We start from the raw sequence: 22,623 nt of genomic DNA on the forward strand, positions 1-22,623 counted from the left end.
GTTGAACCCGATGAACTGCCGAGTTCGACCCTTTGAACGTAGGCGAGGACCATCGACCTGTTCAAGGTCGGAGCCAGGGCTGCAACAGAACTGCCATACGTCGTTCATGAGCGCCGCCGCGAGGTTCACGTCTACTTGGAGTACTCGCGGAAGTGGGTTCCTGGGTGAGAGGAGATCCATCGCAAAATTTCGGCGTATGGGACAATTTCCTCGTAATTCGTATCTAATACTCCCTTTAGGCCCGGAGCTACGCACCGAAGGAACGCGTCTCTGCACGCAGTATTTTCGTACTCCACAAGCGCGGCTCGGAAGCTCCCGATGATTCCCTCGATATGGGAGAGTTCCTCGGCTTCGAAATCAGCCGTGACATCCTCCGTCGAGTCGAATCCAATTACTCCGCCCTCGACTTCGTAATATTGGAAGTAAGGGCCAGTCTCCAGTTTTTGCAGGACATTTAGCCTGCTCGTGAACGTGTCCCAATCGTTCGAGTTCGTAAACAGGACCATGGTGTCCCTCATGGCGCAAGCACCTGCATCAGGGTTTCCTTGTCTCGAGTGACCATTATCCCGGCTTCCTCCAGGGATTTGATGACGGATCCGCGCCCCTTCGGCAGGTAGACAATAACTGGGTAGTCCGTCAGGCTCTGAGTGTTGAGCGCCTGCTTCAAGGCTCCCTTACCCGAACCATCCTTGACCTGGACGACGGCGTTGCCTGTCACGATATCGAAGTCGGTGAGCGGCTTTCCGTCCGCGCCGACTATGTCAACGCCCTGTGCCTTCATGTGTCCCGGGTATCGTGCGTGAATCTCATCCGCCAGTTCCGGGACCAGCGGATCATCTCCCTTGCCGATGACCCAAGGTCTGCATGGAGAAAGCCCGTGGGGGTCCACCCACATGTGAGGGTTGTTGACGTACGTGACGGTGTTGGGCGCCGGTTCGAGTCCGAGAGGGTCGCTGGTGAGGTAACGGGCGGACTCGGGGTCGTAGTAGCGCAGATAGTTGTAGTGGAGCCCGGTCTCAGGGTCGTGGTACTGGCCCGGGAAGCGAAGTGGTGTGTACGTGGCGCTGTCGGCGGGCCAGGCTGTCTTGCCCCAGAGGGTGCTGCGCGCGCGCCAAGCGATGCCGCCGGTCTCGTCGATGAGTTCGGTGGGCGTGCCGATGAGGTCGGTGACCATCGAGAAGAAGCGGGAGTCTATCTCGTGTTGCGGCTCATCTGGCGTGGACACCCGTTCGGTCTGCGCGACGGGTGCAAGCCCCTGGTGCTCCCAGGTGAGAGTGACGGGATTGGGAAAGTTTGGTGCTGTGGTGGTCTGTTCGCACAGAGTGCTGCCGTCCCAGGTGAAGACGGTTTCTTCGACGATCGTCTTGTTGTCGGAAGCCAGGCGTTGCTTGGCGGTACGGCGGCCAAGGGGGTCGTAGAGGTAGACCCAGCAGGTGCCGTCCGGAGTGGTGACGGACGTGAGACGGTCTTCGGCGTCCCATGCATAGCGCCAGGTGTCGGGTCTACGGGACAGACGCGTCCTCTGGCGCAGGGTGACTCGACCGAGGGCGTCGTATTCGTAGCGGATGCGTCCGGCGCGAGTAAGGCGAGTGCCGGTGTAAGCACGTGGTCCAGAGGATTCGTGGCCCGGGTGGGTATCGGGCCAGTCCGACTGCATCTGATTGCCGGCTGCATCGTATGCGTAGGATTCCGTCCAGCCGCGGGCCCGGACTGCTGTGACCCGGGCAGCTGAGTCCAGGTCGAAGTGGCGGGTGCCGGAGATCTGGTCGTCGATGCCTGTGAGGTTGCCGTCGGCCCGGTAGGTGTAGGCGCGGTGCTGGATCGACCTTCCGTCCTCGGCGGTGACCGACTGGGCGGTGAGCCGGCCTGCCTCGTCATAGGCGCGGGCCAGGGTGACGTTCGCGCCGATGTGGCGGGCCACTTCCCGTCCCGAGGCATCACGGTCGAAGTCGATGACACGGCCGGCAGCATTGATGCGCGCGAGATGGCCTACGGCGTCGTAGGTCCTTGTGCTGGTCGCCCCGACGGGAGTAGTGCGGCCGGTACGGCGGCCGGCGTCGTCGTATGCGTAGGTGAGGGTCCGCCCGTTCACGGACTCCGTGAGGAGCCGGCCGGCGCGGTCCCTCTCCAGAACGAGGGTGCATTCCGATGCCGTCGCGTGCGTGAGCCGACCCAGCAGATCGTGCGAATACGTGCTGACTGTCCCAGCGGCATCCTTGCGTACGACCTGGCCGAGCACGTCCCTGTCGAATGTGATGGTCTGGCCGAGGGCGTCGGTGCGGGAGGCCAGGCGGCCTGTGGCGTCGTGGGTATAGGTGAGTGTGCGGCCGTCGAAGTCGGTCTCTGCTTTCAGACGACCGACTTCATCGTGGTCGTAACTCCAGGTCATACCCATCGAATTGGTGACCTGCTTGAGGCGCAGTGACGTGTCGTAGGTGAACTCGTGGCGGGCGCCGTCGGGGTTGGTGCGGGCCGACAGCAGATCGAAGTGGGTGTACTCGAAGTGGGATACCTGCCCCAGCTGGTCTGTGTGGCTGGTCAGATTGCCTTCGCCGTCATATGTCCATGCCTCGGTCGCTCCATCGGGCATGAGGCGGTGGACGAGGCGGCCCTCTGTCGACCAGCCCAGTCGGGTGGTGCGCCCCGTTTCGTCGGTGACGGCGACAGGACGTCCCCATGCGTCGCGTGCCCAACTGATCGTGGCATCCAACGGGTCGGTGACCTCAAGAGGAAGCCCGGCGGGGTTGCAGCGCACTCTGGTGACGTGACCGAGCTCATCGGTGGTCGTGACTGGGTGGCCTTGCGAGGTGTACGTGCTCTGAGAGGTCGCTCCGGACGGATCGACAGTGCTGGTGCAGTTGCCGCGCTCGTCGTAGGCGTATTGCCAGGAGGTCCCGTCCGGCAGGTCGATGGCCGTGGCAAGGGCCAGGCTGTTGTAGGCCACGCGCACGACGGCGCCATCAGGCCGGGTCACCTCAACGGGCTGCCCCAGCCCGTTGTTCACGATCCTCGTGGTGTTACCCAGTTCATCCGTCCAGGCCGTGACGTGTTGGTGAGCGTCGTAGTCCGTCCGTACGACCCCGCCAAGGGGGTCTATTTCGGCGATGACCATGCATCGGTCGTCGACGACGAGACGGGAAGTGGAGCCCTCTGCCGTGGTGACCTCGGTGACGCGGCAGCCGGGCCACTCGGGGTCGATCACGTCGTAGACGAAAGTGTGGGACAGGTGCTCGGCCTCACCGCCCTGGGCGATGCAGCGGTCCTGCTCGTCGTAGGTGTAGTTGTAGCGGCTGTGGTTGCTGTCCGTCCAAGACGTGATGCGCAGTTGCTCGTCGTAGGTGAACAGCATGCGTGAGCCATAGGAGTTGGTGACCGCAGTGAGGTTGCCGTCGGTGTATTCGTATTGCTTGATCGTGACGTCGGTATGGTTCTCGCCCGCGTTCGTCAGGCTGAGTGCGGTGATGCGCTCTTCCTCGACGGTCAGTGCGAGGTGGTAGCCGCCGCTGTGCCGGATCGCCAGCGGGGCGCCCTCGGTGTCGTAGTCGACATCGATGGTGTTGTGATTGCGGTCAGATATCCGGGTCAGGAGTGCGGTGTCGTCGAAGGGCGCGCCGAAGCAGCGGGTGTGGCCGATGATCGGGTCGGCAACGCGGTAGCTGCCGTCGTCCCGTCGGGTGAGCGGCCAGCGCGGCCCCGAGATGGGCAGTACCGCGGCGTCCGGCCCTTGGGGGTGTGGATATTCGAGGAGCATGCCGTCTTCGGTGACGAAGACGATGCCCTGTTCGTCCAGCTCCAGGCGTTGGTCGATCGTGGAAGTCCAGGTGGGGCCGAACCAACCGCCCGTGCGGTAGCCGGAGGCAACCCGACGAGTGAAAGCCAGCGGCAGGGTGCCGGGCAGCGTGATGTCGGTCGCGTCCAAGAACATCTGCCCGGTGGCCGCGTCCACGGGGTCTCCGCAGCCCTTGATCTTGCCCTTAAGGCGGTTGAAGGCTCCCTTCGCACCCTTGGTCAGGGCACCACGGGCCGACTTCAGCCCCTTGAGCCCGGCCTTGAGGCCCTTCATGCCCTTGGCGAGGCCGCGGAGGGAGGTCAGTCCCTTCATGCCGGGTATGCAGTCAAGGGCGGCGAAGGCGACGTCCCATAGGGATGCTTCCCCGTTGGCGTATTTGTTGAGGGTGTCGGCGAGGACGACGAGGGCGGCGATGAGGACGATGGCGCCGAGGATGGGCCCGCCGATGATCATCGCGATGACGCCGAGGACGGCGACGACGACTTTGCAGACGGCGACGATGGTGTCCCAGTTGTCGGTGACCCAGTCGCCGACCTCCTCCCACCACTTGCGGTTCTGGATCCCGGCGTCGGAGGCGTCCTCGAGCTTCTTCTTCGCCGTCCCGGCCGCGTCCTGACGCATCTTGCGGGCGTCTTCGGCCATTTTCTTCGCCGCGTCCAGACTGCTTTGGGCGGCCGAGACGTCCGACTTCGCTGCCGTCTGGGCTTTCTCGGCGGAGTTGGCGTTGCGGGTGGCGGCCTTGACCTTGTCCGGGTCGGGCTTCGGGACGTCCTTGCCGGCCTTGGAACCGCCGTCGTCGTCCTTGTACTTGTCGGCTTCCTTGCCCGCCCTGTCCACCCAGGAGTCGGCGGAGGTGAGGCGGGACTGGGCGGCGGAGAGGCTGGTCTGCGCCTCACGGCCCTTGGCCAGGGCCTTGTCGGCGAGAGCCTGGGAGCGTTCGAGTTCGGGCCAGTAGGTGGAGAGGGCGTCGCCGGCCATCTCGTAGCTCTTCTTGAGCTTCTTCAGCTTGCCCGGCGCGTCCTCGAACTCGGAGGTGAAGGACTCTGCCGTTTTGCCCGCCCAGGTCAGGATGGCGTCCTCGCCCGCCATCCCCTTGATGTCACGGAGGACCTTCGACACGTCGTCGGCGAAGTCGTGCAGATTCTTGGCGAGGTTCCGGACGCGGTCCGGGTCCCCGGGCGTCGGGTCCTTGTCCAAGTCAAGGACATGCCAGTCAGCCGGTCGGTGCGACACGGTTCAATCCCCCGTCGTGACTCACGTTTTGGCGGTTGTCGTAGCTGGTAAAAGGCCAACTCACGTTATCCATGAGGTTGGTGAGGACACCAGAACAAGTTTCGACAAAGAGGCAAGCCCGGGTTTTACCCAACAGCTCGTAAGGGCGTTTAGGTGTAAAAATGGACTCTTCGGCAGACTGTCCAGCGGGGACGGAGCCTCACCGCTGATGGCCTGGCCCTACGACCAAGGGACCAGCGCACCCCCGCCCCCGGACAGGGGCCACAGCCCGTCACGCCCCTTACGCTGGCCGGCATGAGCGCTCTGGAACCGCGTGACGCAGCCGTCGCCGCCGAACCGATAGCACCGCCGTCCGAGCTCCAGGGCGGAGTGCTTCGCGCGCCCTACCGCGCGCTCAGCTTCGGGATCGTCTCCGTGGTGCTGCTCATCGCCTTCGAGGCCACCGCCGTCGGGACCGCGATGCCGGTCGCGGCCCGTGAGCTGGACGGCCTCTCGCTCTACGCCTTCGCCTTCTCCGCGTACTTCACCACCAGCCTCTTCGGCATGGTGCTCTCGGGGCAGTGGGCCGACCGGCGCGGGCCACTCGGGCCGCTCGCCGCCGGGATCGCGGGGTTCGCGGCGGGGCTGCTGCTCTCCGGGACCGCCGGGGCCATGTGGATGTTCATCCTGGGCCGCGCCGTGCAGGGGCTCGGCGGCGGGCTCGTCATCGTCGCGCTGTACGTCGTCGTCAGCCGGGCCTACCCGGAGCATCTGCGGCCGTCCATCATGGCGGCGTTCGCGGCGAGCTGGGTCGTGCCGTCCGTGGTGGGGCCGCTGGTCTCCGGGACCGTCACGGAGCACCTGGGGTGGCGCTGGGTCTTCATCGGCATCCCGGTGCTCGTCGTGGCGCCGCTCGCGCTCGCCCTGCCGCAGATCAGGCTCAGGGCCGCCGGGCCCGTCTCCGAAGCGTCCGCGGGCCCCTTCGACCGCCGCCGCATCCGGCTCGCGCTCGGGATCTCGCTGGGCGCCGGGCTCCTGCAGTACGCGGGGCAGGAGCTGCGCTGGCTCTCGCTGCTGCCCGCCGTGCTCGGCGCGGCCGTGCTCGTGCCCTCCGTCCTCGGTCTGCTGCCGCGCGGCACCTACCGGGCCTCGCACGGCCTGCCCTCCGTGGTGCTCCTTCGCGGCATCGCCGCCGGATCGTTCATCGCCGCGGAATCCTTCGTGCCGCTGATGCTCGTCACCCAGCGCGGGCTCTCGCCGACCATGGCGGGGCTCTCGCTCGCCGTGGGCGGTGCGACCTGGGCGCTCGGCTCGTTCGTACAGTCGCGGCCGGCCATGGAGCCGCACCGGACCCGGCTCACGGTCGTCGGGATGCTCCTGGTCGCCGCCGCCATCGCCACCGCGCCCACGGTCCTGATCGACGCCGTCCCGGTGTGGATCGTCGCGGTGGCCTGGGCCTTCGGCTGCCTCGGCATGGGCACGGTCATCGGGTCCACCAGCGTCCTGCTCCTGCGGCTCTCGCCGCCCGAGGACGCGGGCACCAACTCCGCCGCCCTGCAGATCTCCGACGGCCTCTCCAACGCCCTGCTCCTGGCCGTCGGAGGCGCCGCGTTCGCCGCGCTCGGCGGCGGCATGGTGGGCGCGGGGCACGGCGCGGGCGAGGCGAACGGATCCCATCCGGGGGCCTTCGTCGCCGTGTTCCTGCCGATGGCGGCGGTCGCGCTGGTGGGGGCGTGGGTGGGGACGCGGCTGAAGGAACGTGCTGCCTGAGCGAGCCGTGTGAGTCCCGTCGCACCCGTCCCGGGGGCCGTGCCGTTCGCCGCGACGCGTCAACCGGCACCGGTAGGGTGGCCCGGTTGTCGTACGTACTCGTACGCGCTTTGTCGTCCGTACCCGAGCGTCAAACCGGAGACCGTGACTACCACCGCCGCCAACTCCGCATCGCACCACCTCTCTCCCGCCTTCCCCGGCCGCGCCCCCTGGGGCACCGCCAACAAGCTGCGCGCCTGGCAGCAGGGGGCGATGGAGCGGTACCTCCAGGAGCAGCCGCGTGACTTCCTGGCCGTCGCGACACCCGGCGCAGGCAAGACGACGTTCGCGCTGACGCTCGCGTCCTGGCTGCTGCACCACCACGTCGTGCAGCAGGTGACGGTGGTCGCGCCGACCGAGCACCTGAAGAAGCAGTGGGCGGAGGCGGCGGCCCGCATAGGGATCAAGCTGGACCCGGAGTACAGCGCGGGCCCGCTCAGCAAGGAGTACCAGGGCGTCGCCATCACGTACGCCGGTGTCGGCGTGCGGCCCATGCTGCACCGCAACCGCGTCGAGCAGCGCAAGACCCTGGTGATCCTCGACGAGATCCACCACGCCGGTGATTCGAAGTCGTGGGGCGAGGCCTGCCTGGAGGCGTTCGAGCCCGCCACCCGGCGGCTCGCGCTCACCGGTACGCCGTTCCGGTCCGACACGAACCCGATCCCCTTCGTCGCGTACGAGGAGGGGAACGACGGCATCCGGCGGTCCGCCGCCGACTACACGTACGGCTACGGCAGCGCGCTCGGCGACGGCGTCGTGCGGCCCGTCATCTTCCTCTCCTACTCCGGCAACATGCGCTGGCGCACGAAGGCCGGTGACGAGATCGCCGCGCGGCTCGGCGAGCCGATGACCAAGGACGCCATCTCGCAGGCCTGGCGCACCGCCCTGGACGCGCGCGGCGAGTGGATGCCGAACGTCCTCAAGGCCGCCGACCAGCGGCTCACCGAGGTCAGGAAGGCCATCCCGGACGCCGGTGGGCTCGTCATCGCGTCCGACCAGGACTCCGCCCGCTCCTACGCCAAGCTGATCCGCGAGCTCACGGGGGAGAAGGCCACCGTCGTCCTCTCGGACGACACGGGCGCCTCGAAGCGGATCGACGACTTCACCGCGAGCAACGACCGGTGGATGGTCGCGGTCCGCATGGTGTCCGAGGGCGTCGACGTGCCGCGCCTCGCGGTGGGCGTGTACGCGACCACGATCTCGACGCCGCTCTTCTTCGCCCAGGCCGTGGGCCGTTTCGTGCGTTCACGGCGGCGCGGCGAGACCGCGTCGGTCTTCCTGCCCACCGTCCCCGACCTCCTCGGCCACGCCAACGAGATGGAGGTCGAGCGCGACCACGTCCTCGACAAGCCGAAGAAGGAGGGCGAGGAGGACCCCTACGCCGAGTCCGAGAAGGAGATGGACGAGGCGAACAAGGAGGAGGACGAGGACACCGGCGAGCAGGAGCAGTTCTCCTTCGAGGCCCTCGAATCCGATGCTGTCTTCGACCGCGTGCTCTTCGACGGCGCCGAGTTCGGCATGCAGGCCCACCCGGGCAGCGAGGAGGAGCAGGACTACCTCGGCATCCCCGGGCTCCTCGAACCCGACCAGGTGCAGATGCTGCTCCAGAAGCGGCAGGCCCGGCAGATCGCGCACAGCAAGAAGCGGCCCGACGAGGAGGCCGATCTCCTCGAACTGCCCGCCGAGCGGCGGCCCGTGGTCTCCCACAAGGAGATGCTCGAACTGCGCAAGCAGCTCAACACGATGGTCGGCGCGTACTCCCACCAGAGCGGGAAGCCGCACGGCGTGATCCACACCGAGCTGCGCCGCACCTGCGGCGGGCCGCCGAGCGCGGAGGCCACCGCCGGGCAGCTGCGGCAGCGGATCGCGAAGGTCGGCGAGTGGGCCACCCGCATGAAGTGACCACCCCCAGGAAGTGAGCGTGCGGGCTCCGTTACGGGAGGAGGGGTGGGTTCCGTGTGCGGGAGTCGTGCACACCTCCGTCGGCGTCCCCCGCGTATGGGGCATTGCGCCCCTAACAACCGGTCTCGTGCCCGGATTCTGGACGGAGTCTTCCGCTGAGCGGGACGGCCTCGCTAATGTCCCCGCAACGTACACGCCCCGTGGCAGCGCCGCCGCGGAGCGCAGCCGGAGTTCCGACCGGCGGCCTCTGACGCGCGTCGCCCACGGGACCGGCGACGCAACCGCCGCGTAAAGGGGCCGTCGACCCTCACCTAAGGAGTGGGCGTCGTGACCGCGGAGACTTCCCAGACCCTCGACCGAGGACTGCGTGTCCTCAAGTTGTTGGCCGACACCGATCACGGGCTCACCGTCACCGAGCTGTCCAACAAGCTCGGTGTGAACCGCACCGTGGTGTACCGCCTCCTCGCCACGCTGGAGCAGCATGCCCTGGTCCGCCGTGACCTCGGCGGCCGGGCCAGGGTCGGCCTCGGGGTGCTCCGCCTGGGCCGCCAGGTGCATCCGCTGGTGCGTGAGGCCGCGCTGCCCGCTCTCCGTTCCCTCGCCGAGGACATAGGGGCCACCGCGCATCTGACGCTGGTCGACGGCACCGAGGCCCTCGCCGTGGCCGTCGTCGAGCCGACCTGGACGGATTACCACGTCGCCTACCGGACCGGCTTCCGGCACCCCCTCGACCGGGGCGCCGCGGGCCGCGCCATCCTCGCCGCCCGGCAGGGGCTCGCCACCGACCCCGGCTACGCGCTGACCCACGGCGAGCTGGAGGCCGGCGCGAGCGGGGCCGCCGCCCCGCTGGTGGGGGTCACCGGGATCGAGGGGAGCGTGGGGGTCGTCATGCTGTCGGACTCCGTGCCGGAGCGGGTGGGCCCACGGGTGGTGGACGCGGCCCGGGAGGTCGCCGACGCCTTGCGGTGAGCCCTGTCCGCTGATCCGGTCACGGAACCGGTCACGTTAGATTGATCCCGTGTTCTCCCTCTCTCGCCTCACGCGCCCCAAGGCCCTCGCCGTCTGTGCCGCCCCCGTGGTCGCCCTGCTCGCCGTCGCCTGCCTCGCGCCGCTGCCGTTCGCCGTGGCCCAGCCGGGCACGACGGCGGACGTACTCGGCGAGAGCGGGGGCAAGCCGGTCATCACGATCACCGGGGCGCCCACCCGTGAGCCGAAGGGGCAGCTGCGCATGACGACGATCGTGGCCACGGGGCCCGACATGGACGCGAGCCTGGGCGACGTGCTGGACGGCTGGTTCCGTACGGACCGTTCCGTGATGCCCAAGGACTCGGTGTACCCCACGGGCAACAACGTGAAGGAAGTCGAGAAGCACAACCTCGGCGACATGAGGGAATCGCAGGACACGGCCACGAAGGCGGCGCTCTCCTACCTCGCCGCGAACGGCGTGGACGGCACCGGCAAGGTGAAGGTGAAGGTCGACCTCGGCAAGATCGGCGGCCCCAGCGCGGGCCTCTTCCTCTCGCTCGGCATCATCGACCTGATCGACGGCAACGGCAGCGGCGGCGACCTCACGGGCGGCCGGAAGATCGCGGGCACCGGCACCATCTCCGCCGGCGGCGAGGTCGGCCCGGTCGGCGGTGTCTCGATGAAGACGCAGGCCGCCAAACGGGACGGCGCGAGCGTCTTCCTGGTCCCGGAGGACGAGTGCTCGGACGCTCAGGCGGAGCTGCCGAAGGGCCTGCGGCTGATCCCGGTCACGACACTGAAGGGCACGGTCGACGCGCTGCGTGCCCTGGACCGGGGCGGGAAGGTCCCGAGCTGCTGACCAGGCGCAGGCCCAACTCGACCATGGTCCAGCCCAGTTGAGTACGGAGCCGGGGACGGCGCTGCGGTAAGGGTGCCGCGCGGTGGAGTTCGGCGGCGCGGGTGTGGTGCAGGCGCAGGTGGATGTCTGGGTGCATGGCCGGGGCCTCTCTCACTCGGTGGGGTGCGTCGGGAAGACGTGGGTGTGCAGGCGGACCTTGGCGGAGCCCGGGGTGTCCTCATCGACCGCCAGTGCGCGGTAGCTCTCGATGAGGCGGTCGATCTTTCCGGCCAGTTCGGTGGTGAGCTCGGGCGTCAGGCGCAGGGTGTAGTCGCTGAGGTCGGAGCTCTCGATCCACTCCGCGGACCAGTCGTGCTGGGTGCCGATCCAGGTGGAGACCTCGGCGGCGTGGAACGTCGCGACCTCGTGGAGGTAGACGCTGACCGCGCCGCGCACCGTGGGGTCCGGGTCGTTCATGAGCCCCTCGTCGAGGCGCGTCCCCTGGTGCGCCGCCTGCCACCACCGCTCGCGGCCCTTGCCCCGCCCGGGGGCGTCCTCGACGAAGCCGTGCGCCGCGAGCTGGCGCAGGTGATAGCTCGTCGCGCCGCTGGACTCGCCCAGGCGGGCGGCCAGTTGGGAGGCGGTGGCGGGACCGCCCTTCCGCAGCGACTTGAGCAGCGCCATGCGCAGCGGATGCGCGAGTCCCCGCAGCGAGTGCGGGGTGAGGGTGTGGACCTTGTGGGGTTCTGGTTCCGTCGTGCCGTCCGTCATGGCTCAACCGTAGACATGCAAAGACTCCGTTGCAACACCTTCTTTGCAACGGAGTCTTTGTAACTTCTGGAGGCCGTGACTCCGGATGGCGCCCCGCCCGGCGGCGCTACCCCTCCTTCACGAAGCCCTCCTGCACCATCCAGTCCAGCGCCACCTCATGCGGATCCTGACCCTCCACATCCACCTTGGAGTTCAGCTCCTGGGCCACCGTGTTGTTCAGCTTCTTCGTGATGGGGTCCAGGACCTCCGCGATCTTCGGGTGTTCATCGAGCGCCTTGCTGTTGATCTCCGGGGCGACGTTGTAGTTGGGGAAGAAGTGCTTGTCGTCCGCCATCACCGACAGCTTCATCGCCTTGATGCGGCCGTCGGTCGTGAAGACCTCGCCGAACGTGCACGACCCCTTGGAGACCTGGGTGTAGATGATCCCGGTGTCCATCTTGGTGATGCTGGAGTTGGGGATCTTCATCCCGTACTCCTTCTGCATGCCCGGCAGACCGTCCTCGCGCGAGGAGAACTCGCTCTCCACGCACAGCGTGACCGCCTTCGGGTCCTTCTTCGACAGGGCCGCCACGTCGGAGAGCGTCTTGGGCTTGTACTTGGCCTCGTTCTTCTGATTGATGGCCAGCGCGTACGTGTTGTTGAGCTCGGCGGGCGGCAGCCAGCTGACGCCGTTCTTCGCGTCCGCCTTGCGCACCGCCTCCCACTGCTTCCGCGGGTCGTCGATGGGATCGGAGTTGCCCAGGTACGTGATCCAGGCGGTGCCCGTGTACTCGTACATGGCATCCGCGTCACCGCCCTTGACCGCCTCGCGCGCGCCGATCGAGCCCTGGATGCCCGTCCGGTCGAGGACGTCCGCGCCCGCCGCCTCGAAGGCGATGCCCATGATCGCGCCGAGGACCAGCTGTTCGGTGAACTCCTTCGACGTGACGGTGAGGTCGACGCCCTTCAGGGGCTGGCCCTTGCCGATCGTGCCCGGCTTCACGTCGTCCACCATCGGGCTGCCGCTGGTGAGACCGCAGCTCACGAGCAGGGCACCGCCCACCACGCCGACCGCCGCCGTACGCACCGTGAGCCTCATGAGCCGACCTCCAACCCGCGCGGACGCAGGACCAGTTCGGCCAGCGAGGCCAGCCAGTCCACCAGGAGCGCGAGCGCGATCGTCAGGATCGAGCCGAGCATGAGCACCGGCATCCGCTGGTTGGTGATCCCGGTGGTGATGAGGTCGCCGAGCCCGCCGCCACCGCCGAAGGTGGCGAGCGTCGCCGTGCCGACGTTCAGCACGAGCGCGGTGCGCACACCCGCCAGGATCAGCGGCACGGCCAGCGGGAGCTCGACCTTGCCGAGGACTCCCCACGACGACATGCCGATGCCGCGCGCCGCCTCCAGGAGGGTCGGGTCGTTGGCGTTCAGGCCCGCGATCGTGTTGGAGAGGACCGGCAGGACGGCGTAGATGATGATGCCGATCAGGGCCGCCTTCTCGCCGATGCCGATCCAGATCACCAGGAGGGCGAGGAGGCCGATCGCCGGGGTCGCCTGGCCGATGTTCGCCAGGGCCATCGCGCCCGGCGCCGCCTTGCGGAGCTTCTTGCGGGTCAGCAGGATGCCCAGCGGGATCGCGATGATCAGCACGAAGAAGGTGGAGATCACCGTCAGCTGGATGTGCTGGCGGAGCCTGAGCCAGACGTTGCCGTCCGCGAGGGCGTTCTTGCTGATCGCGTCCAGGTCGGCCTGCTCGAACCACCACCAGGTGAGCAGCAGGATGAGGGCGAGGAACGCGGGCAGGACGGTGAGCTTCTGCCAGCCGATCCGCCGCGCCCGGCCCGTGGCCACAGCCCCCGCCGAGGGCGGCGGCTCCGGCTCCGCCTCGCCCGTGTCGCGGAAGAGGTGGCCCTTGACCTCGTGCTCGCCGTCCGGCCGTGGACCGGGCCCGCCGTCGGGGGCCGGTGTGCGGTCGGGGATCCGGGGGTTGCTCCCGGGGATGCCGCTCACGCCTTCGCCGCCCCTCCGTCGCCCTCCTGCTCGTGGTGGGTCAACAGGGCGCGCTGTTCCTGCAGTTCGTGCTGGTGCTCCACCGCGTCGAGCCGGTCGGCCTCCAGCATCTCGTGCACGGAGTTCATCAGCGTCTCCATGTCCACCACGCCGGTGTACTCGCCGCGCCGCCCGGTGACCGCGACCCGCCCCGCGTTGTCCGTGAGCACCGCTTCGAGCGCGTCACGCAGGGTGGCGTCACGGGTGACCGTGTCGTGGACGAGCGTGCCGGCGCGGGCCAGCGAGCCCTTGGCGCGCATCAGGTCACCGCGCCGCAGCCACTTGTAGGGGCGGCCGCGCTTGTCGAGGAGCAGCAGTTCGTTCGTGCCGCTGGCCCGCAGCCGGTCGAAGATGTCCTGGAGCGGGTCGTCGACGGTCACCGTCGCGAAGTCGGCGATCTCCACGTCGCGTACGCGGGTGAGGTTGAGCCGCTTGAGGGCCGCGCCCGCGCCCACGAAACCGGAGACGAAGTCGTCCGCCGGGTTGGTCAGGATGGCTTCCGGGGTGTCGAACTGCGCGATGTGCGAGCGCTCCCGCAGGACCGCGATGCGGTCGCCGAGCTTGATGGCCTCGTCGAAGTCGTGCGTGACGAAGACGATCGTCTTGTGCAGCTCGTGCTGGAGCCGGATCAGCTCGTCCTGGAGGTGGTCGCGGGTGATCGGGTCGACCGCGCCGAACGGCTCGTCCATCAGGAGGACGGGTGGGTCGGCCGCCAACGCCCGTGCCACGCCCACGCGTTGCTGCTGGCCGCCGGAGAGCTGGCGGGGATAGCGGCCGTGGAACTCGGCCGGGTCGAGCCCGACTAGGTCGAGCATCTCCTCGACCCGGGACTTGATCTTCGTCTTCCCCCAGCCGATCATCCTCGGCACGAGGGCGATGTTCTGGGCGACCGTCATGTGCGGGAAGAGCCCGGACGACTGGATCGCGTAGCCGATCTTCCGGCGCAGCTTCACCGGGTCCATGTCGGTGACGTCCTCGCCGCCGATGCGGATGCGGCCGCTGGTCGGCTCGATGAGCCGGTTGATCATCTTCAGCGTGGTCGACTTACCGCAGCCCGAAGGGCCGACGAGGATGACGATCTCGCCCGCCTTGATCTCCATGCTGACGCTGTCCACCGCGGGGTCGCCGCTGCCCGCGTACCGCTTGGTGAGGTTCTCCAGCTCGATCGTCGCGCCCGTGGTGGCGTTCGGGGCCGCCGCGCCCCCGGCCGTCGCCCCGTCGGTGGAAGTCGCGGTGGTCTCAGACACGGATACCCCTCGAAATGGTCAGGCGGCCGATCAGGACGTACGCGGCGTCGAAGAGCAGGGCCAGGATGATGATGCCGAGCGTGCCCGCGAGCACCTGGTTGAGTGCGTTCTTGCTGCCGAGCGAGCCGATGCCGCGGAAGATCTCGTTGCCGAGACCCGGACCCGACGCGTACGCGGCGATGGCCGCGATGCCCATCAGCATCTGCGTGGAGACGCGGATGCCGGTCAGGATCGGCGGCCAGGCGAGCGGCAGCTCCACCCTGACGAGGCGTGCGGCGCGCGACATCCCGATGCCCTTCGCCGCGTCGACCAGCGAGGGGTCGACGCCGCGCAGGCCGACGATGGCGTTGCGCACGATGGGGAGCAGGCCGTAGAGGGTCAGGGCGATGACCGTCGGGGCGACGCCCAGGCCCACGACGGGAATCAGCAGACCGATCATGGCGAGCGACGGGATGGTCAGGATGGTGGAGGTCGCGGTCGTGGCCAGGTTGCCTGCCCACTCGCTGCGGTACGTGATGACGCCGATCAGTACTCCGATGACGGTCGCCACGACCATGCACTGGAAGACTGCGCTGGCGTGCTGGTACGCGTCCGTCAGCAACTGCTGGTGGCGGTTGCCGAGGTAGTCCCAGAAGTTCACTGAACTGCTCACCTGCCCAGGCGCGGTTCAGACGGCGCCGGGAGTCTCCCGTCGCCCGCGTGCGTGCTGCGTCGTGCGGCCCTGTGGAGCTGGGTCTGTTCGGCCGTTCGCTCTCCTATCTACCCGCGTCAGGTGTCTTCTGACGCCTGTTCGACCAGCGGGATGATCCGCAGCGGAACAGGGTTCTCCATGACGATCGCCGTGGAGGCCCGGACGATGCCATCAAAACCCACGACCCGGTCGATCACACGTTGGAGATCCGCGTTCGAACGGGCCACGAGACGGCACAGCATGTCCCCGTGGCCGGTGATGGTGTGCAGTTCGAGCACCTCGGCGACGGTCGCCAAATGTGCCCGTACGTCGGCGCCCTGGCCCTGTTTGATCTCCAGCGTGGCGAAGGCGGTGACGGGGTAGCCCAGGGCCGCCGGGTCGACCTCCGGGCCGAAGCCGCGGATGACTCCGTTCGACTGAAGGCGGTCCATCCGGGCCTGCACGGTCCCCCGCGCCACACCGAGCCGGCGGGACGCCTCCAGGACGCCGATGCGGGGTTCGCGGGCGAGAAGCACGATGAGCCTGCCGTCCAGATGATCGATCGTCATGGTGCGCTCAGCTCCGCTCCCGAGGTGGTCATCATGTACAGATAGCCCGCCCATCCTGGCCTACGGCTATGCAGATTGCCCACTGAATACGCAAACTATTGCGCACCTTGCGATACGGCGGGAGCCTGCGGACATGGCAGCTACCGCGAACACCCAGCACACGGCCACCACCCCCCACACCGCGCGCGAGGCAGATCCCTTCCCGGTCAAGGGGATGGACGCGGTCGTCTTCGCCGTGGGCAACGCCAAACAGGCGGCCCACTACTACTCCACGGCCTTCGGCATGAAACTCGTGGCGTACGCGGGACCGGAGACCGGCAGCCGTGAGACCGCCTCGTACGTCCTCACCAGCGGCGCGGCCCGCTTCGTGCTCACCTCCGTCATCAAGGCCTCCACGGACTGGGGCCAGTTCATCGAGGGTCACGTCGCCGAGCACGGCGACGGCGTCGTCGACCTCGCCATCGAGGTGCCGGACGCGCGCGCCGCGTACGCGTACGCCGTCGAGCACGGCGCCCGCGGCATCACCGAGCCCTACGAGGTCAAGGACGAGAACGGCACGGTCGTCCTCGCCGCCATCGCCACGTACGGCAAGACCCGCCACACGCTCGTCGACCGCAGCGGCTACGACGGCCCCTACCTGCCCGGCTTCAGGGCCGCCTCGCCGATCGTCGAGCCGCCCGCCAAGCGCACCTTCCAGGCGATCGACCACTGCGTCGGCAACGTCGAGCTCGGCAAGATGAACGAGTGGGTCGCCTTCTACAACAAGGTCATGGGCTTCACGAACATGAAGGAGTTCGTGGGCGACGACATCGCGACCGAGTACAGCGCGCTGATGTCGAAGGTGGTCGCGGACGGCACCCTCAAGGTGAAGTTCCCCATCAACGAGCCGGCCATCGCCAAGAAGAAGTCCCAGATCGACGAGTACCTCGAGTTCTACGGCGGCGCGGGAGTCCAGCACATCGCGCTCGCCACGAACGACATCGTGGAGTCCGTACGCACCATGCGCGCGGCCGGAGTCCAGTTCCTGGACACCCCGGACTCGTACTACGACACGCTGGGGGAGTGGGCGGGCGAGACGCGCGTCCCCGTCGACACCCTGCGCGAGCTGAAGATCCTGGTCGACCGTGACGAGGACGGCTACCTCCTGCAGATCTTCACCAAGCCGGTCCAGGACCGCCCGACGGTCTTCTTCGAGATGATCGAGCGGCACGGCTCGATGGGCTTCGGCAAGGGCAACTTCAAGGCGCTGTTCGAGGCGATCGAGCGGGAGCAGGAGAAGCGGGGCAACCTCTGAGGGGCTCCGGGAAAGCTCCGAGGGGCTCTGTTTCTGGTCCGCTTCGGGCGCTCGCTGGTTAGAGTGCGGGCATGGCCAGGATCAACGACGTCGGCGGGATGACGGGCTTCGGGCCCATCGACACCACCGACGACACGGAGCCCTTCCACGCGGACTGGGAGGCGCGGGTCTTCGCGCTCAACAGTGCGCTGGTGCGTGAGGGCGTCTACAACCTGGACGAGTTCAGGGATGCCGTGGAGACGATGCCGCCGGGTGAGTACCTGGCGGCTTCGTACTACGAGCGGTGGTTCCACGCGATCCGGGTGCTGCTCGTGCGCAAGGGTGTCGTGACGGCGGGTGAGCTGGATGCCCTCGTCTGACGACCGGTTCGCCGCGGGCGCCCGCGTCCGCACCGTCCACCACGACCCGCCGCACCACACCCGCCTGCCGCGGTACGCCCGTGGCAAGCGGGGTGTGGTGATCGAACCCGAGGGCCGCCATCCGCTGGCGGACGTCAGCTCGCAGGGGCGGGGGGACGCGCCGGTGGAACAGGTCTACGCGGTGCGGTTCGCGGCGCGGGAGCTGTGGGGTGAGGGGGAGCACGGGGTGGTGCTGGAACTGTGGGAGAGCTACCTGGAACCGGAGAGCTGCTCGGCCCCGGAGAGTTACTCGGAAGCGGAGGGCAACTGATGTCCGGTACGCACTCGGATGCGGCGATCTCCCGCCAAGTACGCGGCCTGGAGGCTCTGTTGGAGGAGCGAGGGATCGTCGCCGGGGCGGTCCTCGACGAGGCTCTCGACGCGTTCCTCGCGGGGTCCTCCCCGGTGAACGGGGCGCGGGTGGTGGCGCGGGCTTGGACGGACCCCGCGTTCAAGGACCGCCTCCTTGCGGACGGTACGGCTGCCGTGGCGGAGCTGGGTTACGCGGCGGGCGGGGTCCAGCCGCAGCGTCTGCGGGTGGTGGAGAACTCCGCCCGCACGCACAACGTCATCGTCTGCACGCTCTGCTCCTGCTATCCGGTACGGCTGCTCGGGCCTTCGCCCAGCTGGTACAAGAGCGAGGCGTACCGGTCGCGGGTGGTGCGGGAGCCGCGGGCGGTGCTGGCGGAGTTCGGGCTCTCCCTGGCCCCGGACACGGAGGTCACGGTCTGGGACTCCAGTGCGGAGACCCGCTACATGGTCCTGCCCCGCCGTCCTCCCGGCACGGAATCCCTCCCGGAGGCGGACCTCGCCGCCCTGGTGACCCGGAACGCCTTGATCGGCACAGCCGCGCTGTAGTCCCCGCCTGCGGGGCCCTTCCGCCCACTCCGCGGCGTGCCCCCTGCCCCGCCGCTTCGCGCCGGATGCCCCCCACCCACCCGCCCGTTCACCCGGCAGCGCGACCCTGACGTGACGGGCCTCGCCCGTCGGTTGCCTGCGGCGGCCATCGGGCTGTTCCTGTCCCGCCGCTTCGCGCCGGAAGTCCCCCACCCACCCGCCCGTTTGCCCCGCAGCGCGCTCCTGGACGTGACGGGCCCCGCCGGGCGGTTGTCTGCGGCGGTCATCGGGTCGCCCCTCTCCCGCCGCTTCGCGCCGGATCTTTCCCGTCCACCCGCCCGTTTGCCCGGCAGTGTGCTCCTGGGCGTGTCGGCCCCCGCCGGGCGGTTGTCTGCGGCGGTCATCGGGTCGCCCCTGTCCCGCCCGCCCGTTCACCCGTTTGCCCCGCAGCGGGATCCGCGTCCCGCCCGCCAGCACGGTGGTCCTACCCGTACTCCTGTGCTGCGGGGTGATCGGGTGGGTGGGTGGGGGAGGTCCGGCGCGGAGCGCCGGGACGGGGTCAGGAATTTTGGGATGTTGATGTTCCGCTTCGGGGTGCCGGTGGTTTGGGGGTGGGGCGGGATGTGGTGGGAGGGGGTGTTGGGGGCTCGGGGGGTTTCGCGGCGTACATTTCGGCGGGTCCGCCCTCCGGGGGGTCGCCCAGGGAGTCCAGCGCCTTGCGCGCCTTCGGGGCCAGGAGCGGGGAGAAGTAGGGGTTGAGCAGGAGAGCCTCGCCGATGTGCCGGCGAGCAGCCCCGTACCGCTCCAGGTCACGCTCGATCTCACCCCGGTGGTAGGAGAACGCGGCCAGCCGCGGGCCCTTGTCCGTAGCCCGGGTCGCGTACTTCAGCGCCTCCTCGTCCTCACCGGCCCGGTGCAACGCCCAGCCCAGCGCATCCGCCGCCTCCGGACTCCCGTGCCGCTTGAACTCCGCCCGGAGGCGGCCCACCGCCGCGTCCGCGTCCCCGTGGTCCGCCTCGAACAGGCCGAGGATCCGTTCGTCGTTGACGCCGTTGACCCCCTCCTGCTTCACCCGGGCCCGCAGCACGTCGTACTGCGCCCGGGCGGCCGGTGCCAGCCGCAGCGACTCGTACAACTCGCCAAGGGCGAGGGCGTACTCCGGGGCGGGCTGCCTGAGGAGCGCGCTCTGGTAGGAGCGGAGGGCCTCCGACGTACGGCCGAGTGCCGCCAGCGCACGGCCCTTCCCGGCGAGGGACGGGTGGTGGTCGGGGTCCGAGCGCAGCGCCGCGTCGTAGTAGCGCAGGGCCTCCGTCGGCTCGCCCCGCTCCCACGCCAGCTCGCCCACCCGGTACAGGCACGCCGCCTTCTCCGCGGACCCCTCCGCGAGCGCCGCCGCGTCCATCAGCTTCGAGGCCGCGTCCTCGCGCCAGCCGCGGTCCCGGTAGACCTGCCCGGACCGCGCCATCACGGACGTGCCCGAGTTCAGCTCCTTGAGTGTGTCCAGGGCCTTCCCCACGCCCTTCGCGTCACCCAGACCGCTGTACGCGTCGATCAGGACGGGATACGCCGACCACCGCTTGGGCGCCTGCTCGACCGCGCTCTCGGCCCACTTCTTCGCCCCGCGGAAGTCGTGCCGCGCGTTCGCGAGCGCCGCCATGCCCGTCAGCGCCTGCGCGTTTCCCTCCGGCCGCGTCTTCAGGGACGTACGCAGCGCGTCCTCCGCCCTGGGGTAGTACGCGGAGTCCGCGGTCCGAAGGCCCCGCTCGACGTAGGCGGCCCCGAGCACCGCCCACGACTCGTCGTCCCCGGGATGCTTGCGCAGATGCGCCTCCCGTTCCCCGATCAGCACGGTGAGGTCGGGCAGCGCCGCCGGCACCCCGGCGCCCGCCGCCGCCATCGCCCGCCCGGCCGGCCCCAGGGCGGGCGGCGCCGCCTTCCCGCCCGCGTCGGGCCGCAGCACCACCACCGCACCCCCGAGCACCACACACCCGGCGACGGAGGCGGCAAGCACCCGCCGCAGGGAAGGGGAGCGGCGCGCACCCCGCGGCGACTCGCTCCAGACGGCCGACGCCGACACGGGCGTCGACCCGGACGCGAGGGCAGGCGAGGGAGGCGGGCGCTGTTCCTTCTGGGTCACGGACTCGGACCCGGTCTCGATCTCCATGGCGCTCACTGTGCGTCAATACGAAGAGCACACCCCGGCATACGGACGGGCGTCGCACACGGGTTCACACCGATGGCCCCGGGTGCGAGGCTGTGATCATGAGCCGCACACTCATCGAACTCCTCTGTGGCGGTAACGACGCCCTCCCCGGCGACGCCGTCCTCACGGACCCCGACATCACGTCCGCGTACGCGAACGACATGGCGAGCTTCTGCGACGCGGGCACCCCGGCCGTCGTCGTCATGCCCCGCACCGTCGAACAGGTCCAGCACGTCATGCGCACGGCGACCGAGCTACGCGTCCCGGTGGTCCCGCAGGGTGCCCGCACGGGCCTGTCGGGCGGCGCGAACGCCACCGAGGGCTGCATCGTGCTGTCCCTGGTCAAGATGGACCGCATCCTGGAGATCAACCCCGTCGACCGCATCGCGGTCGTCGAGCCGGGCGTCGTCAACGCCACGCTCTCCCGGGCCGTGAACGAACAAGGTCTCTACTACCCGCCGGACCCGTCCAGTTGGGAGACCTGCACCATCGGCGGGAACATCGGCACCGCATCGGGCGGCCTGTGCTGCGTGAAGTACGGCGTGACGGCGGAGTACGTGCTCGGCCTCGACGTCGTCCTCGCCGACGGACGGCTCATGAGCACCGGACGGCGCACGGCCAAGGGCGTCGCGGGCTACGACCTCACGCGCCTCTTCGTCGGCTCCGAGGGCAGCCTCGGCATCGTCGTCGGCGCGACCCTCGCCCTGAAGCCGCAGCCGCCCCAACAGCTCGTCCTGGCCGCCGAGTTCGGCTCGGCGAAGGCCGCCTGCGACGCCGTATGCAAGATCATGGAGGGCGGGCACGTCCCCTCACTCCTTGAACTCATGGACCGTACGACCATCAGGGCCGTGAACGCGCTGGCCCACATGGGTCTGCCGGAGACCACCGAGGCGCTGCTCCTCGCCGCCTTCGACACCGCGGACCCCGCCGCGGACCTCGCGGCCGTCGGCGCGCTCTGCGAGGCCGCGGGCGCCACCCAGGTGGTACCGGCCGAGGACGCGGCGGAGTCCGAACTGCTGCTCCAGGCACGGCGGTTGTCACTCACCGCGCTCGAAGCCGTCAAGGGCACGACGATGATCGACGACGTGTGCGTGCCACGCTCCAGGCTCGCCGACATGCTGGAGGGCGTCGACCGCATCGCCGATAAGTACGGCCTCACGATCGGGGTCTGCGCGCACGCGGGCGACGGCAACACCCACCCCACCGTCTGCTTCGACGCGGCGGACGCCGACGAGGGCCGCCGCGCCCGTGAGTCCTTCGACGAGATCATGGCGCTCGGCCTGGAACTCGGCGGCACGATCACCGGCGAGCACGGCGTCGGCGTCCTCAAGAAGGAGTGGCTGGCGCGCGAGATCGGCCCGGTGGGCGTGGAGATGCAGCGCGCCATCAAGGCGGCGTTCGATCCGCTCTCCCTCCTCAATCCCGGCAAGCTGTTCTGACCCGGCGCCCGGCACGGCGTGCCCCGGGCTCCGTACCTTGTCTCCGCGATCGCCCCCGTGGCCGCGGAGCTCACTCACCGTCCTTGGACTCGTCCGAGGGCCAGGGGTCACGCAGCCACAGGTCGTCGGCGCGGCCCGTGGTGGGGGTGAGCAGCTCGGCGAGGCCGTCGTCGATGCCGAGCCGCTCAGCCTCAGAGCCCGGAGGGACCACCCGCAGCGTGCGCTCGAGCCAGGCGGACACGGCGGGCGCCGGGGCCTCCAGGAGGGCGTCACCGTCGGGTGAACTCAGCGCCATCAGGACGACGCTGCGCCCCTCGACCTTGGTCGGCCAGACCCGGACGTCGCCGTGCCCGCAGGGCCTGAACACCCCCTCGACCAGCAGCTCGCGGGCGAACGTCCAGTTCACGGGGTGCTCGGAGCCGATGTGAAAGGCGATGTGGACGGCGTAGGGATCGTCGGTGCGGTAGGTGAGGCGGGCCGGAACGGGGATCGCGCGTTCCGGAGAGAGGACGAGATTGAGCTCAAGCTCGCGTTCCACCACGGTGTGCATGTCGGTGCTGTTCCTTCCTTGTCCTGGGCCCTGGAGCGGGCCCGTGCAAGGAGAGAGCGGGATGGGTGCGAAGCATTACGCGGGTTCCGGAAAGTTTTTC

19 protein-coding genes are annotated in these 22,623 nt (G+C 69.1%); 9 read left to right on the plus strand and 10 right to left on the minus strand.

The annotated features are described in order from the left end of the window. Positions 1-131: 131 nt before the first annotated feature. Positions 132-518, minus strand: coding sequence for a hypothetical protein (locus OG302_RS25835; protein WP_371528951.1), 387 nt, complete (start codon positions 516-518; stop codon positions 132-134). Further along, entirely contained in the window at positions 515-5,023 is a 4,509-nt protein-coding gene (locus OG302_RS25840) for a DUF6531 domain-containing protein (protein ID WP_371528952.1), read from the minus strand. The genes OG302_RS25835 and OG302_RS25840 overlap by 4 nt, the downstream gene beginning before the upstream one ends. A 294-nt stretch (positions 5,024-5,317) precedes the next feature. On the opposite strand from OG302_RS25840, the gene OG302_RS25845 reads away from it, so the two are divergent. The 4 genes from OG302_RS25845 (at position 5,318) to OG302_RS25860 (ending at position 10,538) form a co-directional block, all read left to right on the plus strand. After that, positions 5,318-6,772, plus strand: coding sequence for an MFS transporter (locus tag OG302_RS25845; protein ID WP_371528953.1), 1,455 nt, complete (start codon positions 5,318-5,320; stop codon positions 6,770-6,772). A gap of 144 nt (positions 6,773-6,916) precedes the next feature. Continuing rightward, entirely contained in the window at positions 6,917-8,713 is a 1,797-nt protein-coding gene (locus OG302_RS25850; RefSeq protein ID WP_371528954.1) for a DEAD/DEAH box helicase, read from the plus strand. A gap of 327 nt (positions 8,714-9,040) precedes the next feature. Beyond that, complete coding sequence (locus OG302_RS25855; protein WP_190080202.1) at positions 9,041-9,682, plus strand: IclR family transcriptional regulator; 642 nt, start codon at positions 9,041-9,043, stop codon at positions 9,680-9,682. A 49-nt stretch (positions 9,683-9,731) separates the two neighbouring features. After that, positions 9,732-10,538: a S16 family serine protease gene (locus OG302_RS25860; RefSeq protein WP_371528955.1), complete on the plus strand. Its 807-nt coding sequence runs from the start codon at positions 9,732-9,734 to the stop codon at positions 10,536-10,538. A gap of 150 nt (positions 10,539-10,688) precedes the next feature. Here OG302_RS25860 and OG302_RS25865 read toward each other — a convergent pair whose 3' ends face one another. The 6 genes from OG302_RS25865 to OG302_RS25890 form a co-directional block, all read right to left on the minus strand. Then, entirely contained in the window at positions 10,689-11,288 is a 600-nt protein-coding gene (locus OG302_RS25865) for an ArsR/SmtB family transcription factor (RefSeq protein WP_371528956.1), read from the minus strand. A 106-nt stretch (positions 11,289-11,394) separates the two neighbouring features. Further along, positions 11,395-12,366 carry a glycine betaine ABC transporter substrate-binding protein gene (locus tag OG302_RS25870; RefSeq protein ID WP_371528957.1) on the minus strand — a complete coding sequence of 324 codons (972 nt, stop codon included), beginning with the start codon at positions 12,364-12,366 and terminating at the stop codon, positions 11,395-11,397. Beyond that, the gene (locus tag OG302_RS25875; RefSeq protein WP_371750231.1) at positions 12,363-13,268 is read right to left on the minus strand and encodes an ABC transporter permease; all 906 of its coding nucleotides are present in this window, start codon (positions 13,266-13,268) and stop codon (positions 12,363-12,365) included. Before OG302_RS25875 ends, OG302_RS25870 begins: the two co-directional genes overlap by 4 nt. Positions 13,269-13,273: 5 nt before the next feature. Next, positions 13,274-14,482, minus strand: coding sequence for a betaine/proline/choline family ABC transporter ATP-binding protein (locus OG302_RS25880; protein ID WP_371750232.1), 1,209 nt, complete (start codon positions 14,480-14,482; stop codon positions 13,274-13,276). A 73-nt stretch (positions 14,483-14,555) separates the two neighbouring features. Further along, positions 14,556-15,203 (minus strand): ABC transporter permease, encoded by a 648-nt coding sequence (locus tag OG302_RS25885; protein WP_371750233.1) that lies wholly within the window; start codon positions 15,201-15,203, stop codon positions 14,556-14,558. Between the two features lie 128 nt (positions 15,204-15,331). Then, entirely contained in the window at positions 15,332-15,802 is a 471-nt protein-coding gene (locus OG302_RS25890) for an Lrp/AsnC family transcriptional regulator (RefSeq protein WP_160505290.1), read from the minus strand. Between the two features lie 133 nt (positions 15,803-15,935). Here OG302_RS25890 and hppD point away from each other — a divergent pair, with 133 nt between their 5' ends. From hppD to nthA, 4 genes are all read left to right on the plus strand, one after another. Further along, positions 15,936-17,096: a 4-hydroxyphenylpyruvate dioxygenase gene (gene hppD, locus OG302_RS25895; protein ID WP_371528958.1), complete on the plus strand. Its 1,161-nt coding sequence runs from the start codon at positions 15,936-15,938 to the stop codon at positions 17,094-17,096. A 71-nt stretch (positions 17,097-17,167) separates the two neighbouring features. Beyond that, positions 17,168-17,455 (plus strand): hypothetical protein, encoded by a 288-nt coding sequence (locus OG302_RS25900; RefSeq protein WP_361836535.1) that lies wholly within the window; start codon positions 17,168-17,170, stop codon positions 17,453-17,455. Then, positions 17,442-17,765 carry an SH3-like domain-containing protein gene (locus tag OG302_RS25905; RefSeq protein ID WP_371528959.1) on the plus strand — a complete coding sequence of 108 codons (324 nt, stop codon included), beginning with the start codon at positions 17,442-17,444 and terminating at the stop codon, positions 17,763-17,765. The genes OG302_RS25900 and OG302_RS25905 overlap by 14 nt, the downstream gene beginning before the upstream one ends. After that, positions 17,765-18,352, plus strand: coding sequence for a nitrile hydratase subunit alpha (gene nthA / locus OG302_RS25910; protein ID WP_371528960.1), 588 nt, complete (start codon positions 17,765-17,767; stop codon positions 18,350-18,352). Before OG302_RS25905 ends, nthA begins: the two co-directional genes overlap by 1 nt. 538 nt (positions 18,353-18,890) lie before the next feature. Here nthA and OG302_RS25915 read toward each other — a convergent pair. After that, on the minus strand, positions 18,891-20,495 hold the full coding sequence (locus tag OG302_RS25915; protein ID WP_371528961.1) for a tetratricopeptide repeat protein: 1,605 nt from the start codon (positions 20,493-20,495) through the stop codon (positions 18,891-18,893). Between the two features lie 98 nt (positions 20,496-20,593). Between OG302_RS25915 and OG302_RS25920 the strand changes: the two genes are divergently transcribed. Further along, a complete protein-coding gene (locus OG302_RS25920; RefSeq protein ID WP_371528962.1) occupies positions 20,594-21,973 on the plus strand; it encodes an FAD-binding oxidoreductase in 1,380 nt (459 codons plus the stop codon). A 70-nt stretch (positions 21,974-22,043) separates the two neighbouring features. Here the strand turns inward: OG302_RS25920 and OG302_RS25925 are convergent, their stop codons facing one another. Then, positions 22,044-22,523 carry an SsgA family sporulation/cell division regulator gene (locus tag OG302_RS25925; RefSeq protein WP_361836523.1) on the minus strand — a complete coding sequence of 160 codons (480 nt, stop codon included), beginning with the start codon at positions 22,521-22,523 and terminating at the stop codon, positions 22,044-22,046. Between the last annotated feature and the right edge of the window lie 100 nt (positions 22,524-22,623).

The sequence above is a fragment of the Streptomyces sp. NBC_01283 genome, from assembly GCF_041435335.1.
Classification (GTDB): domain Bacteria; phylum Actinomycetota; class Actinomycetes; order Streptomycetales; family Streptomycetaceae; genus Streptomyces.